Here is a 16734-nt window from a genome sequence, read left to right on the forward strand (position 1 = left end):
GGCATACCCGGTGGATGTGATACAGTTAAGCATATGGCTAAACTCCGACTGCGCCGAGACAAAGCCTGGCGTAGCGGCGTTTCGTGTTTTTGAGTTTGTTACATAGGAGATGCGACTGATGAACGAATGGCAGCAAAGAAACCAGGCAGTGATTGATCAATTTCGAGCAAATGGTGGCAAGGTAGAAGGCTGGGGACCACTGGTCCTGGTAACGACTACCGGAGCCAAAACCGGACAAGAGCGCATCATCCCACTGATGTATGTGCCTGATGGAGATCGCATCTTAGCCGTAGCTTCGAAAGGCGGCAACCCGAAACATCCCGAATGGTATAACAATCTCGTAGCCCATCCTGATGTGACGATTGAAGTTGGCAATGAAAAATTTCCTGCCACCGCCAGAATGCTTAGTGGTGCTGAGCGGGAAAAAGCCTATGCGAGAGCCGCGGAAGTGTTTCCTCCATACGCTGAATATCAAAAGAAAACATCACGAGAAATTCCTGTTTTCGCTCTGGAACGGCGCGCCAACTAACGTCCCGTTAAATATTGACGTTTCACATTTGCAAACATGAGTCATCCCAGATTTTAGGGATGAGCTTGTGAAAGAAGCGAGCATTTCTCCTCAAGAAGTGGAGAAATGCTCGCTTCAGTTCTCTCCAAGAAAAGCGGTTGATGAAGTGCTTCTTGCTGGTGATCTCCTTCTCCTAGAAAACCAACGGGAGAAAAGAGAACAGAACGAAGACGTGTTCACACCAAGAGCATCACCTCGGTTTCCAGCGAGAAAACAGGCATCCATGTTTTGTGTGCGATCGCTCCATATGCTGGTTGCGATCGTTGTGCTGGATGAACACCGGTCACACGCCCCGCGGTCAGGCAGTCCTGGCCATGGAATGGTTCAGCGGTGGTGCAGGCTCAACGCCTCATCAGAGCATGGTCACCGAGACCGTTGGCTGGCCTCGGCCCGACAGGGACTCCCAGTGCGGAGGCACACTTTGCCACAGCCGGCTCAGCGCCATGCGCATCCGCGCAAAGGGAGCATGAGCCTGTCGGCAATGGCGACCCGTTCGATGACAGTAGCGGCGCAGCAGCCAGCGGCGCAAGAGCGTGTAAAACGGCGCCAGCAAGGTGAGCAGAAATGCGTACGCCAGTGCTGCCAGCAGCAAGAGTTTTTCCCGTGGTTCCCACTCCCACACACGGGGGCTTTGGAAGGCCAACTCACTTTTGTTCTCTTTCCAGGTTAATTCGATTTGCCAGCGACGGGCATACGCAAACATGATCCTCCAAGCATCGTCCGCATTGGCGATCGGCTCAGCGGTGAGCAGATACCAAGGGAGGCCACCTTTGCGTCGGGCTACCACCAACCACAATGGTTGTTCACGATGGTCTGGGTGCGTAACGGGCAAAGCGAGAATGCTGGCCATGACCCACTGGTGACGACGGCAATCCCAGACCAGACGTTGTTGCCATCCCCGTTTGCCACGTGCGATTTTCCAGGCAGCGCGCCGTTGGCCTTGTTCATCCACCAGCTGATAGTCTTTTTTCCAACGCAATACAAAACGAAGCGAGAAGGCCACGAGCAAACCAAGCCAGAAACTGCTGGCGAAGCCTTGGTCAAAGACATGCATCACCTCGCGCCCCCAGAGCAGAACTCCTTGCAGCAACAGCTTGGCTTGCTCATCGCGTTTGAAGGAGGCACGCGCCCCGCGGCTGGTCCACCAGCGCATGCAGGCCAACGCTGGAGGGTCAGCCGACTGGTCGCAGCCCACCAGGACTACCGCTAGCCAATGAAGGCCAGGCACAAAAATGGGGCCACGAGGCGGGGTGTAGTAGCCCTTCTTCACATGGGTAAGTCGAGCCGCCTTACTGGAGCGCACCGGACCAAGATCGTCAGAAGCGATACTTTCCGGCTTCTCCCAAGCGCTCTCATCCCAGAGCGCCAGCGCATCCATTCCAGCCTGTTTCCACGTCGCCAAACGTTGGGTGGCTCGATGCCAGAGATAGGATCGGATCAGCTCGGCAGACCATTTGGAACAATGCAACAGACGCGAAAGGCGCTTGGTGCCAGCTGGGGCTTTGTCTGGCGTGTCGAGATAGCCACCCATTTCTGAGAGGAGCAAGCCATTCACTCGATCACGGAAAGTCAAAATCACCACCACGGTTTGCAACAACGTTCGCACGAGCCGCTTATCAATGCGGGTATCGACTTCGATGAGCAAGGGTGCAAGAAACTGAGCAAGACTCCCATACAATCCCTGGGCCATCTTGTCTGGAGGATATGGTGGAACTTGTGGCTCCTCAAGCCGTGTGAGATACTGAGAAGACATGAAAAACACCTCCTGGATTGACTGAATATTCGTTACTTTCTTCAGTCTCTCTCGGGAGGTGTCTTTTTACAAGCCCGACCTTAAAATTCGGGATGACTCATGTTTGTGTAGGTGCCAGATTATAGAAAGTGTCCTTTTTTTACTGGACAGATGTAACCTTTATTCGCTATAATACAAGAATGGATATATAAAAAGGGAAATGTTCCCCATGTTTCCTGTATCTTATTGACCTACTGTAGAAGAAAATAGTATTTTGCAAGCTTTTTTTCGGGATATTGTCAATGAAAACCTTAAGGATGAGAACATCGACTAATATTCTAAAAATAGTTGCTAAGTCAAGTGTATGTTAATGCAAGTAAAGCGTTCAAGATGATAAATTGTTAGATGCAAATACAGTTGCAGTATGCGGCTTCATGGAGGATTTACATGAAATCTGTTACCACCAGCACCTTGACCAACGCATTGAGCACCCTTGGCCCCCTGTATACCCTGCGCTTTCTGCTGGCCCTGACTGGAAAAATGACTACCCCTGCTGTTTTCTGGCGTAGTGACGATGGACAAGAAAAAGATATCGTACTGCCAGATGCCCAAATCGTCGCCGCATATGTCTGAGATTGGCTCTATCGAAGGGGCTCAACAGTTTCTTCGTGAGATGCTGGAGGATCTGCTACCTGCAGATCCTCTTTATGCTGATGCTCATCTGGCTTTAGCACAACCGGGCAAGATCCTCTGTCCACACGTCGAAACGCATAATGGTTTATGGCCATTGTTGGTCTGGTTTATTGCCGCTGCTCATGCGCCCGCATTTGATGCTCAGCTCGTCGGGCGGGGAGCCCTGGCTATGGAATGTGTGGTCTGTGCCTTTGATTTATATGATGACATCGAAGATGAGGAGATCACCCCGCTTGTTGCCGAGCTGGGAAGCAAACGCGTCACGATGGCTGCCACAGTCTTGTGGTCCCTGGGGCAACGTCTTTTCCTTTCTCTGCATGAACACATGGCCTCTGAGGTATTCCTGACGATGTATACCACCAGCACGCTCAAAATCCAGCAGAGTATTGCAGGTCAGCATCTGGATATCCTGGCGAGTGACCTGGCCTGGCCAGAGATTACCGAGGATAAGGTGCTTGAGATCGCACGGACGAAATCTGGCTCACTGGCTAGTCTGGCTTGCTGGTTAGGTGCCTCTTTAGGCCAGGCATCAGCAGATGAATGCCAGCTCTGGAGTGAATTAGGCTTGCGGCTAGGTGCTGCCAAGCAGATTCACAATGATTGCTCGGACATGGAAGAAGACTGGCGACAGCATAAAAAGACCCTGCCCCTGCTCCTCTCAATCATGCTCTCGTCTGAGGATGCCAGCGAAGATGAGGAGCACAGTACTGATCATGAACCTCTTGAACCTCCTGCGATGATGGCCGCTTTATATGGACGCTGGGGAGCTTTGCTGCGCTATCGCGAAGAGATGGAGAGCATCAATGAACTCTTTCAGCGTATAGAGACTATGCAAGCGTCCCCTTTTCTTCTTACTTTGACGCTTTTGATTGGATTGGATGGGGCGGGTGAGTCCACTGAAGATGAGTGATTTGAGCATGGACCCCGCGAAATAGTAACAAGAAAGTCTGGCAAGAATGGATAGCAATAAGCAGATACACTACCTGGATCGTGACATGGCCATCAAGGCGAATCAGCTTGCTGGTGAAAGTGGAGCGATACGAGACATGAATGGCCTTGAATCCGCTGTAGTCGCTCCCCGTAATGCTGCTCTCTATCAAGGGACGATATAGTCAAACAAACAGCTATTCTGATCCAACGCGTAGCGCTCAATCATCCTTTTGTTGATGGCGTGCGCCATGTCGGCGCATAAGAGATCGCTAGAACATCTAGCAGTGGTTAAGAGCATATACCACTAGAACAATGCCTTACCTGGAGAGGAAACTCAAAGGGGACAGCAGCATGGCAATAAAGCGGGGAGGCCTGAAGGTAGGTAAGACCTGGCACCGCAAGTTCTGTACGCAAGGTGAGTGAAAAACGAACCAAAATCCAACGTGGAGATACGAACTCCCATCGCAGCCTACATGAAGCGATGAGCCTGTGATATGTATCAGTTTGCCGTCGGATACCTAAAGCTCTTTACAGGCCAAGCGTCAAATAAGGAATTTGGTTGAACTGCAAAGCTCAACTGGATGTGGCACCTAAACGTACTAAACGTCTCTTATGCGTAAACATGGGATCACCTACGGGACGCGAGTCCTATGGTGACGGAACCCCCGTAGTAGTCGGAAGATGTGAAAGACATCTACATGGCGAAGGGGCAGTCTCCGAAGGGAGACAAGAGCTTGTTAATGACCATAACAAGCAGGGTAGGTATCATAGAGTCAAGAAAAGTAAAGGTACGCGAGATGCGAACAACTGCAACAATTCTGGGACTCATCTGTGAGAGAGGTAAGAAACGCTTACCATTGGAACGGATCTACAGGTTATTGTTCAACAGAGATTTGTATGTGACAGGTTATGGAAAAATCTATCGAAATACAGGAGCAATGACAAAGGGAGTAACAAACGAAACTCCCGATGGCATGTCGCTGGAGAAAATCGATACGATCATCAATACCCTACGAGAGGAAAAGTATCGATGGAAACCAGCAAGAAGGGTGTATATACCGAAGAAAAACGGTAAAAGGCGTCCTCTTGGAATGCCAACGTGGTCAGATAAACTGTTGCAAGAAGTGATACGATCCATTCTGGAGGCATACTTCGAGCCACAATTTAGCCCACATTCACATGGGTTTCGACCTGATCGCGGATGTCATACTGCATTAAGAGAGATTTATCAGAACTGGAGTGGAACAACGTGGTTCATTGAGGGAGATATCAGCGCATGTTTCGATAAGCTCGATCACCAGCTACTCCTGAATACGCTCCAAGAACACATACACGATGGGAGATTCATTAATCTCATACAGAATCTCTTGAAAGCAGGATACCTTGAAGACTGGCAATTCCACAAAACGCACAGCGGAACGCCGCAAGGTGGAATCGTTAGTCCAATCCTAGCAAATATTCTGCTTGATAAGCTGGACAAATTTGTAGAAAACGTTCTTATCCCAAAGTATACCAAAGGGAAAACTAGAAAGCGCAATCCCTTTACCAGAAACTCAATTTCCAGTCATATCGAGCAAGGCAAGAAGGGGATAACGAAAGAGCAAAAGAGCTGAAAAGACAAGCTCAGAAGCTCCCTTCCATAGAGCCCAAAGACCCAGGATATCGGCGTCTAAAATACGTACAGTATGCCGACGATTTTCTACTAGGATTTACGGGGCCTAAGGCCGAAGCAGAAGAGATCAAACAAGAGCTAACTACATTTCTGAGCGAAGAACTCAGATTAGAGCTATCTAAGACAAAAACAGTGATCACACATGCAAGAACTGAGGCCGCTAAATTCCTGGGATATGAAATTACCATCCTACAACAAAACCACAAACAAACAGTGCGAACCATTGGAAAGACAACCTCAAAGATGAGAAGCATTAATGGTGGGGTAGGGCTACGAGTACCCAGGAACGTCGTAGAAGAAAAATGTCAACGCTACATGCGAAAAGACACAATCATCCATCGAGCAGAAATGCTTAACGATAGCAATTTCAGTATCGTTGCAGCATATCAGTCCGAATTTAGAGGAATCGCCAACTACTATCGACTGGCATACAATCTGCATACGCTGAATAAACTCAAATACGTTATGGATACATCGCTGACAAAGACGTTAGCACACAAAAACAAAGTGACAGTGAGTAAAATCTATGCCAGGTACAAAGCTGATATTCAAATTGGTGAAACCTTGTACAAGGGATTACGTGTCACGGTACCCAGGAAAGACAAGAAACCGCTAGTAGCAATATGGGGTGGTATATCACTAAAATGGGATATTAAAGCGACCATAGAGGAACATAAGCCAGGAATATGGACGGATCGGACAGAGCTAGAAAAGAGGCTCCTCGCTGAAATCTGTGAATACTGTGGATCTACAGAGAAGGTAGAAGGGCATCACATTCGAGCAATGAAAGATCTCAACAAATATACTGGGCGGGAAAAACCGAACTGGGTAAAGCGTATGGCCGAACTCAGGCGCAAAACGATGTTCCTTTGTCGAAATTGTCACATGGATCTTCATGCAGGAAAACCAATGGTAACAAAAATGGTCACTCTCACGGAAGTTAAAGCTTTACAAAAAGCAAAACAATGATGCTGGAGAGCCGTATGCGCTGAAAGGCGCACGTACGGTTCGGAGGGGGACCGTTGGAAAAGTGCTGCAAAGCAACTCGTCAGCGGTCTACCCTACAATAAGCGCGCTGCTTTTATCCTGGGCAGCGCCTTTCTGGAGATCAATGGATATCAGTTGCACTATCACGATGAGCAAGAAGAAATGGACCTGGCATATACTATTGAGTCGATGATCGCTGAAAAAAATTTTGAACATCTGGTACAATGGATCGAAAAGCATCTTATGGCTGCTGCAAGCGTAAGAAGCACAGATATCGAACAGATTATGCAACTGATCGTTAAACGTCATCCAAAGATTATTACCTACCTTGGCGAAAACTAAAGCGGAGGTCTCATGGATCAAACACCTGAGCTATCAGCGCATGTGAAGCCTTCTCCTGATATGCCTGTAGCGGCAGCGTTACCACGCCAGAAAAAAGATGTTGATTATGTATTCCTGGAATTAACCAGGAGTATTTGTCCAACGTGCCGGCGTGTGATTGATGCACATATTCTCTTGCGGGACCAGAAAGTATATATGCGCAAGCGCTGTCCTGAGCATGGAACGTTTGAAGGTCTGGTTTATGGTGATGCTCAGGCGTATGTTGCCGCAACACGTTTTAATAAGCCTGGCACCATCCCTCTGGCCTATTCCACGGAAATCCAGCAGGGTTGTCCCCATGATTGTGGCTTGTGTCCGGATCACCAGCAGCATACCTGCCTGGGTATTATTGAAGTCAACAGTGCCTGTAATATGGATTGTCCACTATGTTTTGCCAATGCCGGTGCCGGCTTTAATCTGACCCTGGAAGAAGTTGAAGGGATCCTGGATCACCTGATAGAAACAGAAGGGAACCCAGAGGTCGTCCAGTTTTCTGGTGGCGAGCCCTCCATCCATCCGCAGATTATTGAGATGATCAAGGCTGCTAAAGCGCGTAATATTCGCCATGTCATGCTGAATACGAACGGCAAGCGCATCGCGGATGATGATGAATTTCTGCGCCAGTTAGCTGATCTGCGTCCCTCGATTTACTTTCAGTTTGATGGTTTCGAGCGCGAGACCTATCGCCAATTGCGTGGTGAACCCGATATCCTGCCGCAGAAGCTACGAGCCCTGGATCGGCTGGCAGAGATTGGCGCGCATGTTGTGCTGGTGCCAGCGGTTGACCGTCTGGTTAATCTGCACGAAGTAGGCGCGATCGTTGAGTTTGGCATGCAGCATCCGGCGGTTCGTGGCATCAATTTTCAGCCTGCCTTCCAATCTGGTCGCCATGGCGAAAGTGATCCTATGCAGCGCCTGACCATTCCAGACATCCTGCAAGCTCTGCAAGAGCAGACCCATGAACTACTGACAGTGGCGGATTTTGTGCCAGTTCCCTGCTGTTTCCCCACCTGCAACTCTGTCACCTATGTACTGAACGACGGTGATACTGTTCTACCTCTGACACGTGTCCTGAATGTAGAAGATTATCTGGACTACATCACCAATCGAGCGGTCCCCGATATCTCGGAAGACATCAAGCAAGCATTGGAAGGACTCTGGTCTTCATCCGCCGTTCCTGGTTCAGACAAAGCCGCGCAGCAATTTGCCCTCTCATGTGCCGCCTGTGGCCTGCCCGATGGTCTGGACGTGGCGGCCTTTGCGAAAAACATCTTCATGATTATGCTGCAAGATTTCATGGATCCCTGGACCTTCAACCAGAAAAACCTGATGAAATGCTGCAAAGAGATCCTGTTGCCAGACGGCAAGCAGATACCTTTCTGCGCCTATAATAACGTGGGCTATCGCGAGCAGGCGCGTACGCAATTGCAGGCCCGTGAGCGCCAGCGCAATCAGGCCAGACGTGCCGGTGTGCCCTTTGTGCCAGAACCTTTAACCTTCTCTTTTACGCCCGAGGTGCCGAGTAATTTCATCCAGGTAACGCCAGCCGCTAATGGATCAGTGCATGAATAGTGAGCATGAGACCGCTGCTGCTAGCAGTGACGATCTGAACCTGAAGTCCTGTTGTGCCAACGTCTATCAGAGCGACCTGGCTCGTCTTTTGCTGGGAGAATCCTTTCATCCAGGCGGCACAGTCCTGACTGAACAGCTTGGTTCCCTGCTACGACTCGGACCAGACAAGCAGGTGCTGGACGTGGCGGCGGGACAGGGTACAAGCGCGATCCATCTGGCACAGCGTTTTGGTTGTCATGTGCGCGGTATCGAATATAGTGCGCTGGCTGTCGAGCGTGCAACCGAGGCTGCGCGAGCCGCCGGCGTGGACAAACTGGTGACCTTTGAGCAGGGTGATGCTGAACATCTCCCTGTCCCTGCGGCAAGCTACGACGCGCTCATCTGCGAGTGCGCATTTTGTACCTTTCCCAATAAATCCATTGCGGCCGCAGAGTTTCTACGCGTCCTCAAGCCAGGAGGACAGGTGGGCCTGAGTGACCTCACGCGCAATGTAGCAGCCGTGCCAGCAGATCTACAAGGCCTGCTGGCATGGATAGCCTGTATCGCGGATGCTCAGCCGCTCGAAAGCTATGTCCGGTATCTGACACAAGCAGGACTAACCATCCAGATGCTTGAGCCACATGATGAGGCCTTAGCAGAGATGGTAAAAGCAATTCAAGGCAAACTGCTGGGGGTTGAGCTCCTGGTAAAACTCAATAAGCTCCAGCTGCCAGGAGAAATTGACTTCGCACAGGCCAAAGCCATGGCAAAGTCCGCCGCCGCAGCTATTCAGGCACACCAGTTTGGTTATGCCGTGATTATCGCCTTGAAGCCTTAATTCGATATCCTATAGCCATATGGTCTTTCATTCTGGTGGAGAAGATGAGGCGGGTGTGCTGGTAAATATTTGTCGATTGGCGACTACCTGCGCGAGTGGTGCGGTGATAAGCAAGCAGATGGTGATAACGAGCAGTGGTGTATGCAGGAAGATCATATAGGTTGAGAAGGAAGGTGGCGCGAGCAATAGCAGTAAATAGCAGCATTGTGCCAGTCCCGCATATTTTCCTAACCGAGTGGAACCAAAGCGTAGCGGTTGAGCAAAGGCCAGATAGCTCAGTAAGGCTGCCAGTAATGGGAGCAAGAAACGTAGCAGCATGACCATGCCGACCCAGAGTGGCAAGGCGCCATTTTGCAGCAGGATGATGATCAGGCATACAGAGAGACAGAAATCGGCCTCGGCATCGGCGATCTGTCCCAGTTTGCTCTGCGTGTTTGTCTGGCGGGCAACATAGCCATCAAGGATATCGGTGGTGATTCCACAGAGGAAAATGATGAGTGCCAGCGTTGAGGGGACAGCCAATCCACCAGACAACGTGCCGAGTAGATATGCCACAGCCAGGCCGCGTAGCCAGGTCAGGGTATTGGCGAGCCCGAGCTGTGGAAATAGCTTGCCGCTCTGGATAGAGCGGTTGAGGCCAAGGTGCCAGAACAGGTCACACTGCTGCCAGAACACACAAAAAACAAAGCCTGGTAGCAGGCGCAACGTATCGTTCAGTCCCAACCATAGACTATTGCCGCTCAAAATCAGTATGGCTACCAGTATGATCAGGCAGGTGAGACGTTGCCAGGAACGTTTGAGTGATGGATTGTCTCTGGCCGTCTGGCAAGCCATCAGCCAGGAACGCTGTAAGAAAATTCCCCAGGCGCGCAGGCTAAAGCGTCCATGGCGCAGGGTTGTAAGTAAATCAACCACAAATGCTTGTTCGACATTCTCTGGCATAATCCATATTTCTTTATCCGTATGAGCTGGATAACGTGCTGGTAAAAGTTAAGGGTATCTTTTCGTGATCTTAACAGTAACACATTGTCTGCCTTTGACATTTTCGCATAATCTGGCGACCAGCGCTATTTATGATATATGATTGGTCAGATACTATCTCAGTGACATGCTTTTTTATCGCAATGCTATTAAAGGAAAATCCGTATTGGAAACACTGGAACCTGAAATCAAGCAGACGCCTATAAGTGAACTGCCGGCCCCACATGGGATCGGGATGGCGGTCGCCTTCGACTGGGGATTGGCTGTCCAGACCGCTTTTACCCCTATCTATGCCCTTTTTCAGCCCTCTAACATGCTCAAGATCCCTGGTCTGAGTCCGGTGCTCGGCAATATCCTGTTTTTTGTCGTTACCTGGGCCGTGGCCTGTGGCTTTGCGTTTTTCGGTGAAATGATCCGCAGCGGCCGCAACTGGGCACGCACCATTCAGATCGTTGCCAATATACTCCTCTCTATTGTGGGTATTATTTCTTTACTTAATCTGTATCAGAGCATCCGTGTCGGAAACTTCTGGCCGTTAGTGACAGAGATTATCCTGGTTATTTTTTCGCCGTTAATCGTCTGGCGCCTGACCCGTTCCTCGACTGCGCAATGGTTCAAGCACGTGACTCCCGCCCAGGCCCGCCAGCGTCATGGTGGCATGTGGGTATGGTTTATTATGCTATGGGGCCTGGTGGGCGGCATCTTGCAGACATTTGCGGCCATGCATAAATAAGACAGTAATGTATGGAAAGAAAATAGAGCGAATGGTATTGTATCTATGATTAATGAATTTACCGCCACACGTGCTGGCCAAATGCGTCAGGTCTATGTACTGCTCCTGTTTGGACTGATCTGTTTAGCCTGTGCCTGGCTGATCCATCCAGATCCTTATCATTATCCCGTGGGTGTTTTATTATTTGGCCTGGGATGCTGGTATCCACACTATGGAATCCAGGCCGTTTAGTGATCGCGGGTAGTCTGGTAACTGCGCTCGGCCTGGCAGTCTTTCTGGGATTTAGTGGCTTGATTCCGGGTGGACAGATTTTTCCCGCATACATCCTGGCGCTTGGCGTCGGGCTGCTGGCGGTGGCCTTTGCGGCGCGACGAGGCTATGTGGGGCGGGGAGCGCTATCACCGGCTTTGATCGTAATCGGTGCTGGCCTCATAGAAATATTGCTGATTGCGCACCTGACTCCTGCTGGCCTGATACCTTTTGCCCTCTCTCTCTGGTTGCCCGGGCTGGCGCTACTCGTCTTAGGAATCATCTATTTTCTGGGTACTAAAAGGCTTGTTGAGAAGGATTGATGGTGCCGTAGCAGACGACTACGCACCAGCATAAGGGTAAGTGAGGGCACATATGGCATCATACTATAGCGGTAAGCGGGCGGTTTCTTATAATCAAAGCTGGAAGACCTTTTCTCAGAAGACCCTGGCTGCGACTGTTGCTGCCATTGATCTCACATCCCTGCAGGACATCAGTCAGATGCAAGGCAGGCAACTCCGGGTCCTGGATGTTGCCTGTGGCACAGGTATGTTGCTGGCTCAACTTGCGCAACGGCTGCCAGAGGCCGAACTGCACGGGCTGGACGCGAGCGCAGATATGCTTGCCCAGGCGTGCCAGCTTTTTGCGGATCATCCACGCACACACTTTGTCCAGGCATCCTTGAGTGGAGCAGCGATGGCAGGCTTGCCATATGAACCTGCCTCCTTTGATCTGATTACCTGTACCAACGCATTGCATTATCTGGATAATCCGCGTGCAGTCCTCCAGGGATTACAGCGCTTACTGACTCCGCAAGGACAACTGGTGATTGAAGATTATGCGCGACGAGGTTTTCCATTTCCCTGGCGACCCTTCGAGTGGCTTGTGAAACGCGTCAGTCCCCAGTATATCCAGGCCTATACCCTGTCTGAAGCCAGTTCACTTTGTCAGGATGCAGGATTAAACGTAGTCGCCGCCAGAAAAATCTCGATTGACGCCCTCTGGCAGGGCTGGGTTATCCGTGGCAGGTTTGACCCTGCGGTCAATAGCTCGACCTAACCGACCGCAAGGGCTAATCGACCGCAAGGATCGAACTTACGATGAGGAATGTGTGGCTTTGTTTAGCGCTCCCAGCGCTACAACAGGTCCCTTTGGCGCATCTTTGCTGGCCGCTGGACCCGGTTCCAGGCTCACTGCTGTCGCATCATAATCCTGCAAGGATCCCTGGAAATATACGGTCGCGACGCCATTGTGTACCTGAAGCAGTCCAACACTGGTTGGTTGTTTGCCATGAAGTAACCAGCCCTGATAGACCTGTTTGCCCGAGGCCGGGGGTAATCCATGTAGCTGTAGTGAGCAGATCTGGGGTTTGCTATAGCAGGTCAGATTTCCTTGCATCGAAGACTGCGTAGTGGTCCCCTGAACAGCATAGGTGGTCGTTTGGATGGTAGGTGTAGACAGTCTGGCCACCTGTTGTTGCAGCGAAAAATTCCAGGCCGTCATAGCTGCCAGGGCCGCCACCAGAATAATGGCTGCAGCGCTAAGCAGAGCTGTACGCCAGGGGAAGCGACGTTTGGCCGAAGTTTTTCTGGCCTGAGAAATCTGCCGGGGCTGTTGTGCAGGCTCAGGTGTTTCCTGTTCCAGCCGGGCCAAGAAACGCTCTTTATGGCCAGCTGGCGGCTCTACTTCTGGCACTGTCAGCGGAAGAAGATTGGCCACAGGTTGCAACTGCTGAAGCATAAGAGTGCATTCGGGACAGTTTGCCAGATGTTCCTGCGCCGCCTGGCGTTCCTCCGGTGTAAGAGCGCCCAGGATATATGCACCTGAAAGTTCTTCAAAATCTTGGCATGTCATACGAAGTCAGCAGAGTTTTAGTGGTTACTTTAGCAGCAAACAGGGGACCAGTACTATTAACGGCGTGCTCGACAGATCGAAGCATATTCTCTTCACCGTGACCCAGCGTGATGATCAACCATTGCTGTTTTTTGATGGAGCAGTGCGTCCCGATGGTAATCTCGTCGGCAACTACTGTACCCAGAATCAGGCGGGCCAATGCCTGAGTAATTATGGGTTATGGAGCCTGCAACCAATCGCAAAGCCCTGATACGTTTGAGTACGAGAGGACGATGCCGTGCCCGCTACCATTTTTGCATATATTATAAATACTCTATGAACAATGACAATTATTGTTCATAGAGTATTTGCTTTAACTGTTATTGCTACATCAGAGAAATGTTGTTGGCGGCCAGTGCCTGCTCGATACGTTGCTGTAAGCGCGCTGGATGGGGTCCAACGATATGCGCCACTGGCTGACCGGCATTGAAGATGACCAATGTCGGGAGTCCCTGTACGCCGAGGCGGGCGGTTATATGTGGATTCTCATCAGCATTGAGCGTCGCGAAGCGCATTTTGCCCGCGTAGGCTGTACTTAACTGCGCGTATGCAGGCGCTAACACACGACAGGGTGGACACCACTCGGCCCAGAAATCGACAATAACTGGTAGCGTCGATTGCAATACCTGTGACGCGAAATCTTGATCAGTGACGGCAAGCAGATGTTTGTGTTCAGACGTAGTTGTAGCCATGATGGTTTTCTCCCTGTTTCATTTTGTATGGTCAGTTGACTGGATGAACTTCGTTACTATCAGCTTATAAGGGAGTGTACAGGTTAAAGTTAACTTGAAGTCAAGAGGGCAATCTGACAGAGAAAAATCTGCTATACATCTACAAAACCATGCCAAAGCTTTGCGCCAATATCTGAGTGTACTCCTCCTCTGATGTGAGCACCTGTTCTTCGCGTTGTCCGTGCGTCGTAGTGATCAAGCGTAGCTTGTGCAGGGTAATCCGTCCAGTGGGAGTTGCCAGCGAGCACATCCGACCACGCGTGATGAAAGGAGATAGCGGTGAGTATTGATAATACTGACAGCGCTCAACAAAATCTTCCAGTTCATGTGGTCGAGTGGTGAAGTGATACTCTGGTTGCCATTCGCCATCACCGCTGCGTTTTTGAAGTAACCAACGGCCATCAGTATGTTCCAGGCGATAGACCTGCTCACCCTCAACGTGCTCCGACGGATCATGGATATTCAAGGGAGTACGAAATGAATCTCCATTTCCCACATCAACCAGCCAATCTTCTGCCAGATGTACTAAGAGCGTCAGGTGGTCTAACTCTGGACCGAATGTACCATCGTCATGAGCCATACTGGCGGAGATGATCGTAACATTAAAGCCCAGCGAACGCAAAAGCGCTGCAAAGAGTCCATTGAGCTCAAAACAAAAGCCACCCCGCCGCCGTAGGACAACTTTATCATAGAGAGCATCCTCTGTCAGCACGATAGGTTGAGCCGCGTGAATAGACAGATTCTCAAAGGGAACCGTCATTAAATGGGCTACTTGTAGAGCCCGTAACGTTTCGTACGTCGGTTCAAGTGACCCCTGATAAGTCATGCGCTTGAGATATGTATCAACGTCCAATAGTTTTTCCTCTTTCGATTATTATTATTCCTGTCCCGGTAGGGACGATACATTATGATAGAGTTTATCATGGCTCTTTCTTTTTAGATTATAGTTGTATAGAATGTGAAATACACACTATTTCTCGCTATTTATAATTTTGAAAGAGTTTGAGCATGCCTGATATCTGGTTTCCCTATTATCGTCCCCGACCGCAAGCGCGTTTGCGGCTCTTCTGTTTTCATTATGCTGGCGGGGGTGCCGCTGTATTCCGTTCATGGTCTGAAATGCTGCCCGCACAGATTGATATTTGCGCGCTGCAACTGCCGGGACATGAAAGTCGTTTGACGGAAGATCTGATCACCGATTTCCCGCAGCTTATTGAGAAGTTGCTCCCGGCTTTTCTGCCTTATCTGGATATGCCGTATGCTTTTTTCGGGCATAGTCTGGGTGCCGGTATAAGTTTTGAACTGGCACGTACCTTGAATAAGTCCGGCCATCAATTACCTGTCCATCTGTTTGTGTCAGGACGCCGTGGACCTCAGGTTGAGCGCAGAGATCCTTTGACATATAACCTGCCAGATCCTGAGTTTATTGTGAAGTTGCGAGAACTGGAAGGCACGCCTGAAGAGGTGTTACAGCACAGGGAACTCTTAGAAATCTTGCTCCCAGTCATACGTGCTGATTTTACGCTCAGCGAAACATATACCTATCAAGCTCAACCGCTCCTGAGTTGTCCGCTTTCAGCCTATGGTGGCTTGCAGGATAATGATGTGACGCGCGCTGACCTTGCCGCGTGGCAGTTAGAGACGAGCGGACCTTTTGTGCAGCGTATGTTTCCAGGTAATCATTTTTTCCTGAATTCTGCCAGAGCAAATCTGCTCCAGATTCTCAAGCAGGAGTTGCTTGCCCATCTTTAAAATTTTTGCTGGTTGCTCATGGCTTGTTTTCATCTTAAACAAGCCATGAGCAACCACTTTTTATGCTATACTATAGAAGGATTCATAACGCATGAAGCTACCATATGCTTTGAAGTAGGTCTCAGAGATGGGAGATCTGCATCATCAAGAGGCAATTATATTTCCCTCGCATGGTTTACCTCTCTACATAGAGACGTAAGAAGTCGTTGTAACATACATAAGTAAAGGATACCCTGACTACCATTTCTCCTTTTTACTGTTGTTCATGTGAGCTTTAGCGACGTGCTTGAGGCGATAGAGGGAGAGAGGTGGGCTATCTTAGATGTGCATCTTCTCGTTGTCATCTATGTACGTTTGGCTTCGAAAAGAATAATAAAGAACATAAGGAAAAAAGATGAGCATGCAATCCCCTGAGGCCAAAGAACAAGGTTCCCAGCGTAAAATGCACGATGCCAGTATCTATTCTGGCCGCATACAAGAGGCTATGAGATACAATAAGCTTTCTTCTGCTAATTACTCGCTGGCTATGACCCTGATGAATGCAGTGTTACAGGGTTATACTGAAGAGCGCTGGAAAACCGAGCGCGAAGCTATGATCAAGGCCCTCACACTCAAATCTCCTGACAAAAATGTCGCTCATGCCGATGCTGCAAATCTCTATGAGCAGATGGTAGCGTGTGTCAAGGATCTGGATCTCTGGCCCTGGAAATAAGTTTTTTCAGATAAAGACACATAGCGTATAAGGCTATTCCTTTCAGGAGTAGCCTTTATTTTTTTATTGCATCTCTCATCAGGTGTATATTTTAGACGCGATCGTGGAATTGGTTGCGTCTCTTTTCTCGTGCTCGCTTCTCGGCATAGTTGCGATAGGTTATATAGCCAAAACCACATGCAAAGACTAAAACAAAGAGTATCAGGAGGAGGAATGGTGACATGGCGGTCTCCTTTGCCTGAAGTTGAATATTCCTGCTATGAGAGTGACTTGTCTAACGATGGATGGGTATAAGAGGGATGAACTTCATGCATAAGCTATGAAGCCTTAT

The 16734-nt window shown here is 49.7% G+C and carries 20 protein-coding genes and 1 pseudogene; 15 read left to right on the forward strand and 6 right to left on the reverse strand.

What is annotated here, in order from left to right; translation table 11 throughout:
• The first annotated feature begins 118 nt into the window (after positions 1-118).
• Positions 119-529, forward strand: coding sequence for a nitroreductase family deazaflavin-dependent oxidoreductase (locus KDW_RS23495; protein WP_151758348.1), 411 nt, complete (start codon positions 119-121; stop codon positions 527-529).
• Between the two features lie 391 nt (positions 530-920).
• On the opposite strand, the gene KDW_RS23500 is transcribed toward KDW_RS23495, so the two are convergent.
• Positions 921-2321, reverse strand: coding sequence for a hypothetical protein (locus tag KDW_RS23500; protein ID WP_151755362.1), 1401 nt, complete (start codon positions 2319-2321; stop codon positions 921-923).
• 426 nt (positions 2322-2747) lie between these two features.
• Between KDW_RS23500 and KDW_RS23505 the strand changes: the two genes are divergently transcribed.
• The 7 genes and pseudogenes from KDW_RS23505 (at position 2748) to KDW_RS23530 (ending at position 9352) form a co-directional block, all read left to right on the forward strand.
• The gene (locus KDW_RS23505) at positions 2748-2933 is read left to right on the forward strand and encodes a hypothetical protein (RefSeq protein WP_151758349.1); all 186 of its coding nucleotides are present in this window, start codon (positions 2748-2750) and stop codon (positions 2931-2933) included.
• Positions 2905-3903, forward strand: coding sequence for a polyprenyl synthetase family protein (locus tag KDW_RS23510; protein ID WP_162005546.1), 999 nt, complete (start codon positions 2905-2907; stop codon positions 3901-3903). Before KDW_RS23505 ends, KDW_RS23510 begins: the two co-directional genes overlap by 29 nt.
• Before the next feature lie 46 nt (positions 3904-3949).
• Complete coding sequence (locus tag KDW_RS31975; RefSeq protein WP_162005547.1) at positions 3950-4105, forward strand: hypothetical protein; 156 nt, start codon at positions 3950-3952, stop codon at positions 4103-4105.
• 615 nt (positions 4106-4720) lie between these two features.
• Positions 4721-6564, forward strand: a pseudogene (locus KDW_RS36120) (reverse transcriptase domain-containing protein).
• 153 nt (positions 6565-6717) lie between these two features.
• A complete protein-coding gene (locus KDW_RS23520) occupies positions 6718-6924 on the forward strand; it encodes a hypothetical protein (protein ID WP_162005548.1) in 207 nt (68 codons plus the stop codon).
• A gap of 12 nt (positions 6925-6936) precedes the next feature.
• Positions 6937-8535, forward strand: a complete 1599-nt coding sequence (locus tag KDW_RS23525; protein WP_233097863.1) for a radical SAM protein — start codon at positions 6937-6939, stop codon at positions 8533-8535.
• Positions 8528-9352, forward strand: a complete 825-nt coding sequence (locus tag KDW_RS23530) for a class I SAM-dependent methyltransferase (RefSeq protein WP_151758352.1) — start codon at positions 8528-8530, stop codon at positions 9350-9352. Before KDW_RS23525 ends, KDW_RS23530 begins: the two co-directional genes overlap by 8 nt.
• 27 nt (positions 9353-9379) lie before the next feature.
• Here KDW_RS23530 and KDW_RS23535 read toward each other — a convergent pair whose 3' ends face one another.
• Positions 9380-10294, reverse strand: a complete 915-nt coding sequence (locus tag KDW_RS23535) for a CDP-alcohol phosphatidyltransferase family protein (RefSeq protein WP_151758353.1) — start codon at positions 10292-10294, stop codon at positions 9380-9382.
• A 205-nt stretch (positions 10295-10499) separates the two neighbouring features.
• On the opposite strand from KDW_RS23535, the gene KDW_RS23540 reads away from it, so the two are divergent.
• From KDW_RS23540 to KDW_RS23555, 4 genes are read left to right on the forward strand one after another with little or no spacing between them, the layout of a single operon-like run.
• Positions 10500-11066, forward strand: a complete 567-nt coding sequence (locus KDW_RS23540) for a hypothetical protein (RefSeq protein WP_151758354.1) — start codon at positions 10500-10502, stop codon at positions 11064-11066.
• 45 nt (positions 11067-11111) lie between these two features.
• Positions 11112-11297, forward strand: a complete 186-nt coding sequence (locus tag KDW_RS23545; protein WP_151758355.1) for a hypothetical protein — start codon at positions 11112-11114, stop codon at positions 11295-11297.
• Positions 11297-11638: a hypothetical protein gene (locus KDW_RS23550; RefSeq protein ID WP_151758356.1), complete on the forward strand. Its 342-nt coding sequence runs from the start codon at positions 11297-11299 to the stop codon at positions 11636-11638. Before KDW_RS23545 ends, KDW_RS23550 begins: the two co-directional genes overlap by 1 nt.
• 52 nt (positions 11639-11690) lie before the next feature.
• The gene (locus KDW_RS23555) at positions 11691-12374 is read left to right on the forward strand and encodes a class I SAM-dependent methyltransferase (RefSeq protein ID WP_151758357.1); all 684 of its coding nucleotides are present in this window, start codon (positions 11691-11693) and stop codon (positions 12372-12374) included.
• 36 nt (positions 12375-12410) lie between these two features.
• On the opposite strand, the gene KDW_RS23560 is transcribed toward KDW_RS23555, so the two are convergent.
• Positions 12411-13169: an anti-sigma factor gene (locus tag KDW_RS23560; protein WP_151758358.1), complete on the reverse strand. Its 759-nt coding sequence runs from the start codon at positions 13167-13169 to the stop codon at positions 12411-12413.
• A 97-nt stretch (positions 13170-13266) separates the two neighbouring features.
• On the opposite strand from KDW_RS23560, the gene KDW_RS23565 reads away from it, so the two are divergent.
• On the forward strand, positions 13267-13419 hold the full coding sequence (locus tag KDW_RS23565) for a hypothetical protein (protein ID WP_162005549.1): 153 nt from the start codon (positions 13267-13269) through the stop codon (positions 13417-13419).
• A gap of 115 nt (positions 13420-13534) precedes the next feature.
• On the opposite strand, the gene KDW_RS23570 is transcribed toward KDW_RS23565, so the two are convergent.
• Together KDW_RS23570 and KDW_RS23575 are read right to left on the reverse strand one after the other, a co-directional pair.
• Complete coding sequence (locus tag KDW_RS23570) at positions 13535-13900, reverse strand: thioredoxin family protein (protein WP_151758360.1); 366 nt, start codon at positions 13898-13900, stop codon at positions 13535-13537.
• 139 nt (positions 13901-14039) lie between these two features.
• A complete protein-coding gene (locus tag KDW_RS23575) occupies positions 14040-14792 on the reverse strand; it encodes an arylamine N-acetyltransferase family protein (RefSeq protein WP_151758361.1) in 753 nt (250 codons plus the stop codon).
• Positions 14793-14947: 155 nt separating this feature from the next.
• Here KDW_RS23575 and KDW_RS23580 point away from each other — a divergent pair, with 155 nt between their 5' ends.
• Positions 14948-15691, forward strand: coding sequence for a thioesterase II family protein (locus tag KDW_RS23580; RefSeq protein ID WP_151758362.1), 744 nt, complete (start codon positions 14948-14950; stop codon positions 15689-15691).
• 394 nt (positions 15692-16085) lie between these two features.
• Positions 16086-16403, forward strand: a complete 318-nt coding sequence (locus tag KDW_RS23585) for a hypothetical protein (protein ID WP_151758363.1) — start codon at positions 16086-16088, stop codon at positions 16401-16403.
• Between the two features lie 91 nt (positions 16404-16494).
• Here the strand turns inward: KDW_RS23585 and KDW_RS35305 are convergent, their stop codons facing one another.
• On the reverse strand, positions 16495-16626 hold the full coding sequence (locus tag KDW_RS35305; RefSeq protein ID WP_269822506.1) for a hypothetical protein: 132 nt from the start codon (positions 16624-16626) through the stop codon (positions 16495-16497).
• Positions 16627-16734: the final 108 nt, after the last annotated feature.

This window comes from Dictyobacter vulcani (assembly GCF_008974265.1).
GTDB classification, from domain to species: Bacteria; Chloroflexota; Ktedonobacteria; order Ktedonobacterales; family Ktedonobacteraceae; genus Dictyobacter; species Dictyobacter vulcani.

What these genes read in the sequence shown, in the direction of transcription:
- KDW_RS23530 (WP_151758352.1), top strand. Translation starts at nt 8,528, where the DNA reads ATGAATAGTGAGCATGAGACCGCTGCTGCTAGCAGTGACGATCTGAAC.
- KDW_RS23555 (WP_151758357.1), top strand. Translation starts at nt 11,691, where the DNA reads ATGGCATCATACTATAGCGGTAAGCGGGCGGTTTCTTATAATCAAAGC.
- KDW_RS23510 (WP_162005546.1), top strand. Translation starts at nt 2,905, where the DNA reads ATGCCCAAATCGTCGCCGCATATGTCTGAGATTGGCTCTATCGAAGGG.
- KDW_RS23560 (WP_151758358.1), bottom strand. Translation starts at nt 13,169, where the DNA reads ATGACATGCCAAGATTTTGAAGAACTTTCAGGTGCATATATCCTGGGC.
- KDW_RS23535 (WP_151758353.1), bottom strand. Translation starts at nt 10,294, where the DNA reads ATGCCAGAGAATGTCGAACAAGCATTTGTGGTTGATTTACTTACAACC.
- KDW_RS23585 (WP_151758363.1), top strand. Translation starts at nt 16,086, where the DNA reads ATGAGCATGCAATCCCCTGAGGCCAAAGAACAAGGTTCCCAGCGTAAA.
- KDW_RS23505 (WP_151758349.1), top strand. Translation starts at nt 2,748, where the DNA reads ATGAAATCTGTTACCACCAGCACCTTGACCAACGCATTGAGCACCCTT.
- KDW_RS23500 (WP_151755362.1), bottom strand. Translation starts at nt 2,321, where the DNA reads ATGTCTTCTCAGTATCTCACACGGCTTGAGGAGCCACAAGTTCCACCA.
- KDW_RS23525 (WP_233097863.1), top strand. Translation starts at nt 6,937, where the DNA reads ATGGATCAAACACCTGAGCTATCAGCGCATGTGAAGCCTTCTCCTGAT.
- KDW_RS23545 (WP_151758355.1), top strand. Translation starts at nt 11,112, where the DNA reads ATGATTAATGAATTTACCGCCACACGTGCTGGCCAAATGCGTCAGGTC.
- KDW_RS31975 (WP_162005547.1), top strand. Translation starts at nt 3,950, where the DNA reads ATGGATAGCAATAAGCAGATACACTACCTGGATCGTGACATGGCCATC.
- KDW_RS35305 (WP_269822506.1), bottom strand. Translation starts at nt 16,626, where the DNA reads ATGTCACCATTCCTCCTCCTGATACTCTTTGTTTTAGTCTTTGCATGT.
- KDW_RS23580 (WP_151758362.1), top strand. Translation starts at nt 14,948, where the DNA reads ATGCCTGATATCTGGTTTCCCTATTATCGTCCCCGACCGCAAGCGCGT.
- KDW_RS23495 (WP_151758348.1), top strand. Translation starts at nt 119, where the DNA reads ATGAACGAATGGCAGCAAAGAAACCAGGCAGTGATTGATCAATTTCGA.
- KDW_RS23570 (WP_151758360.1), bottom strand. Translation starts at nt 13,900, where the DNA reads ATGGCTACAACTACGTCTGAACACAAACATCTGCTTGCCGTCACTGAT.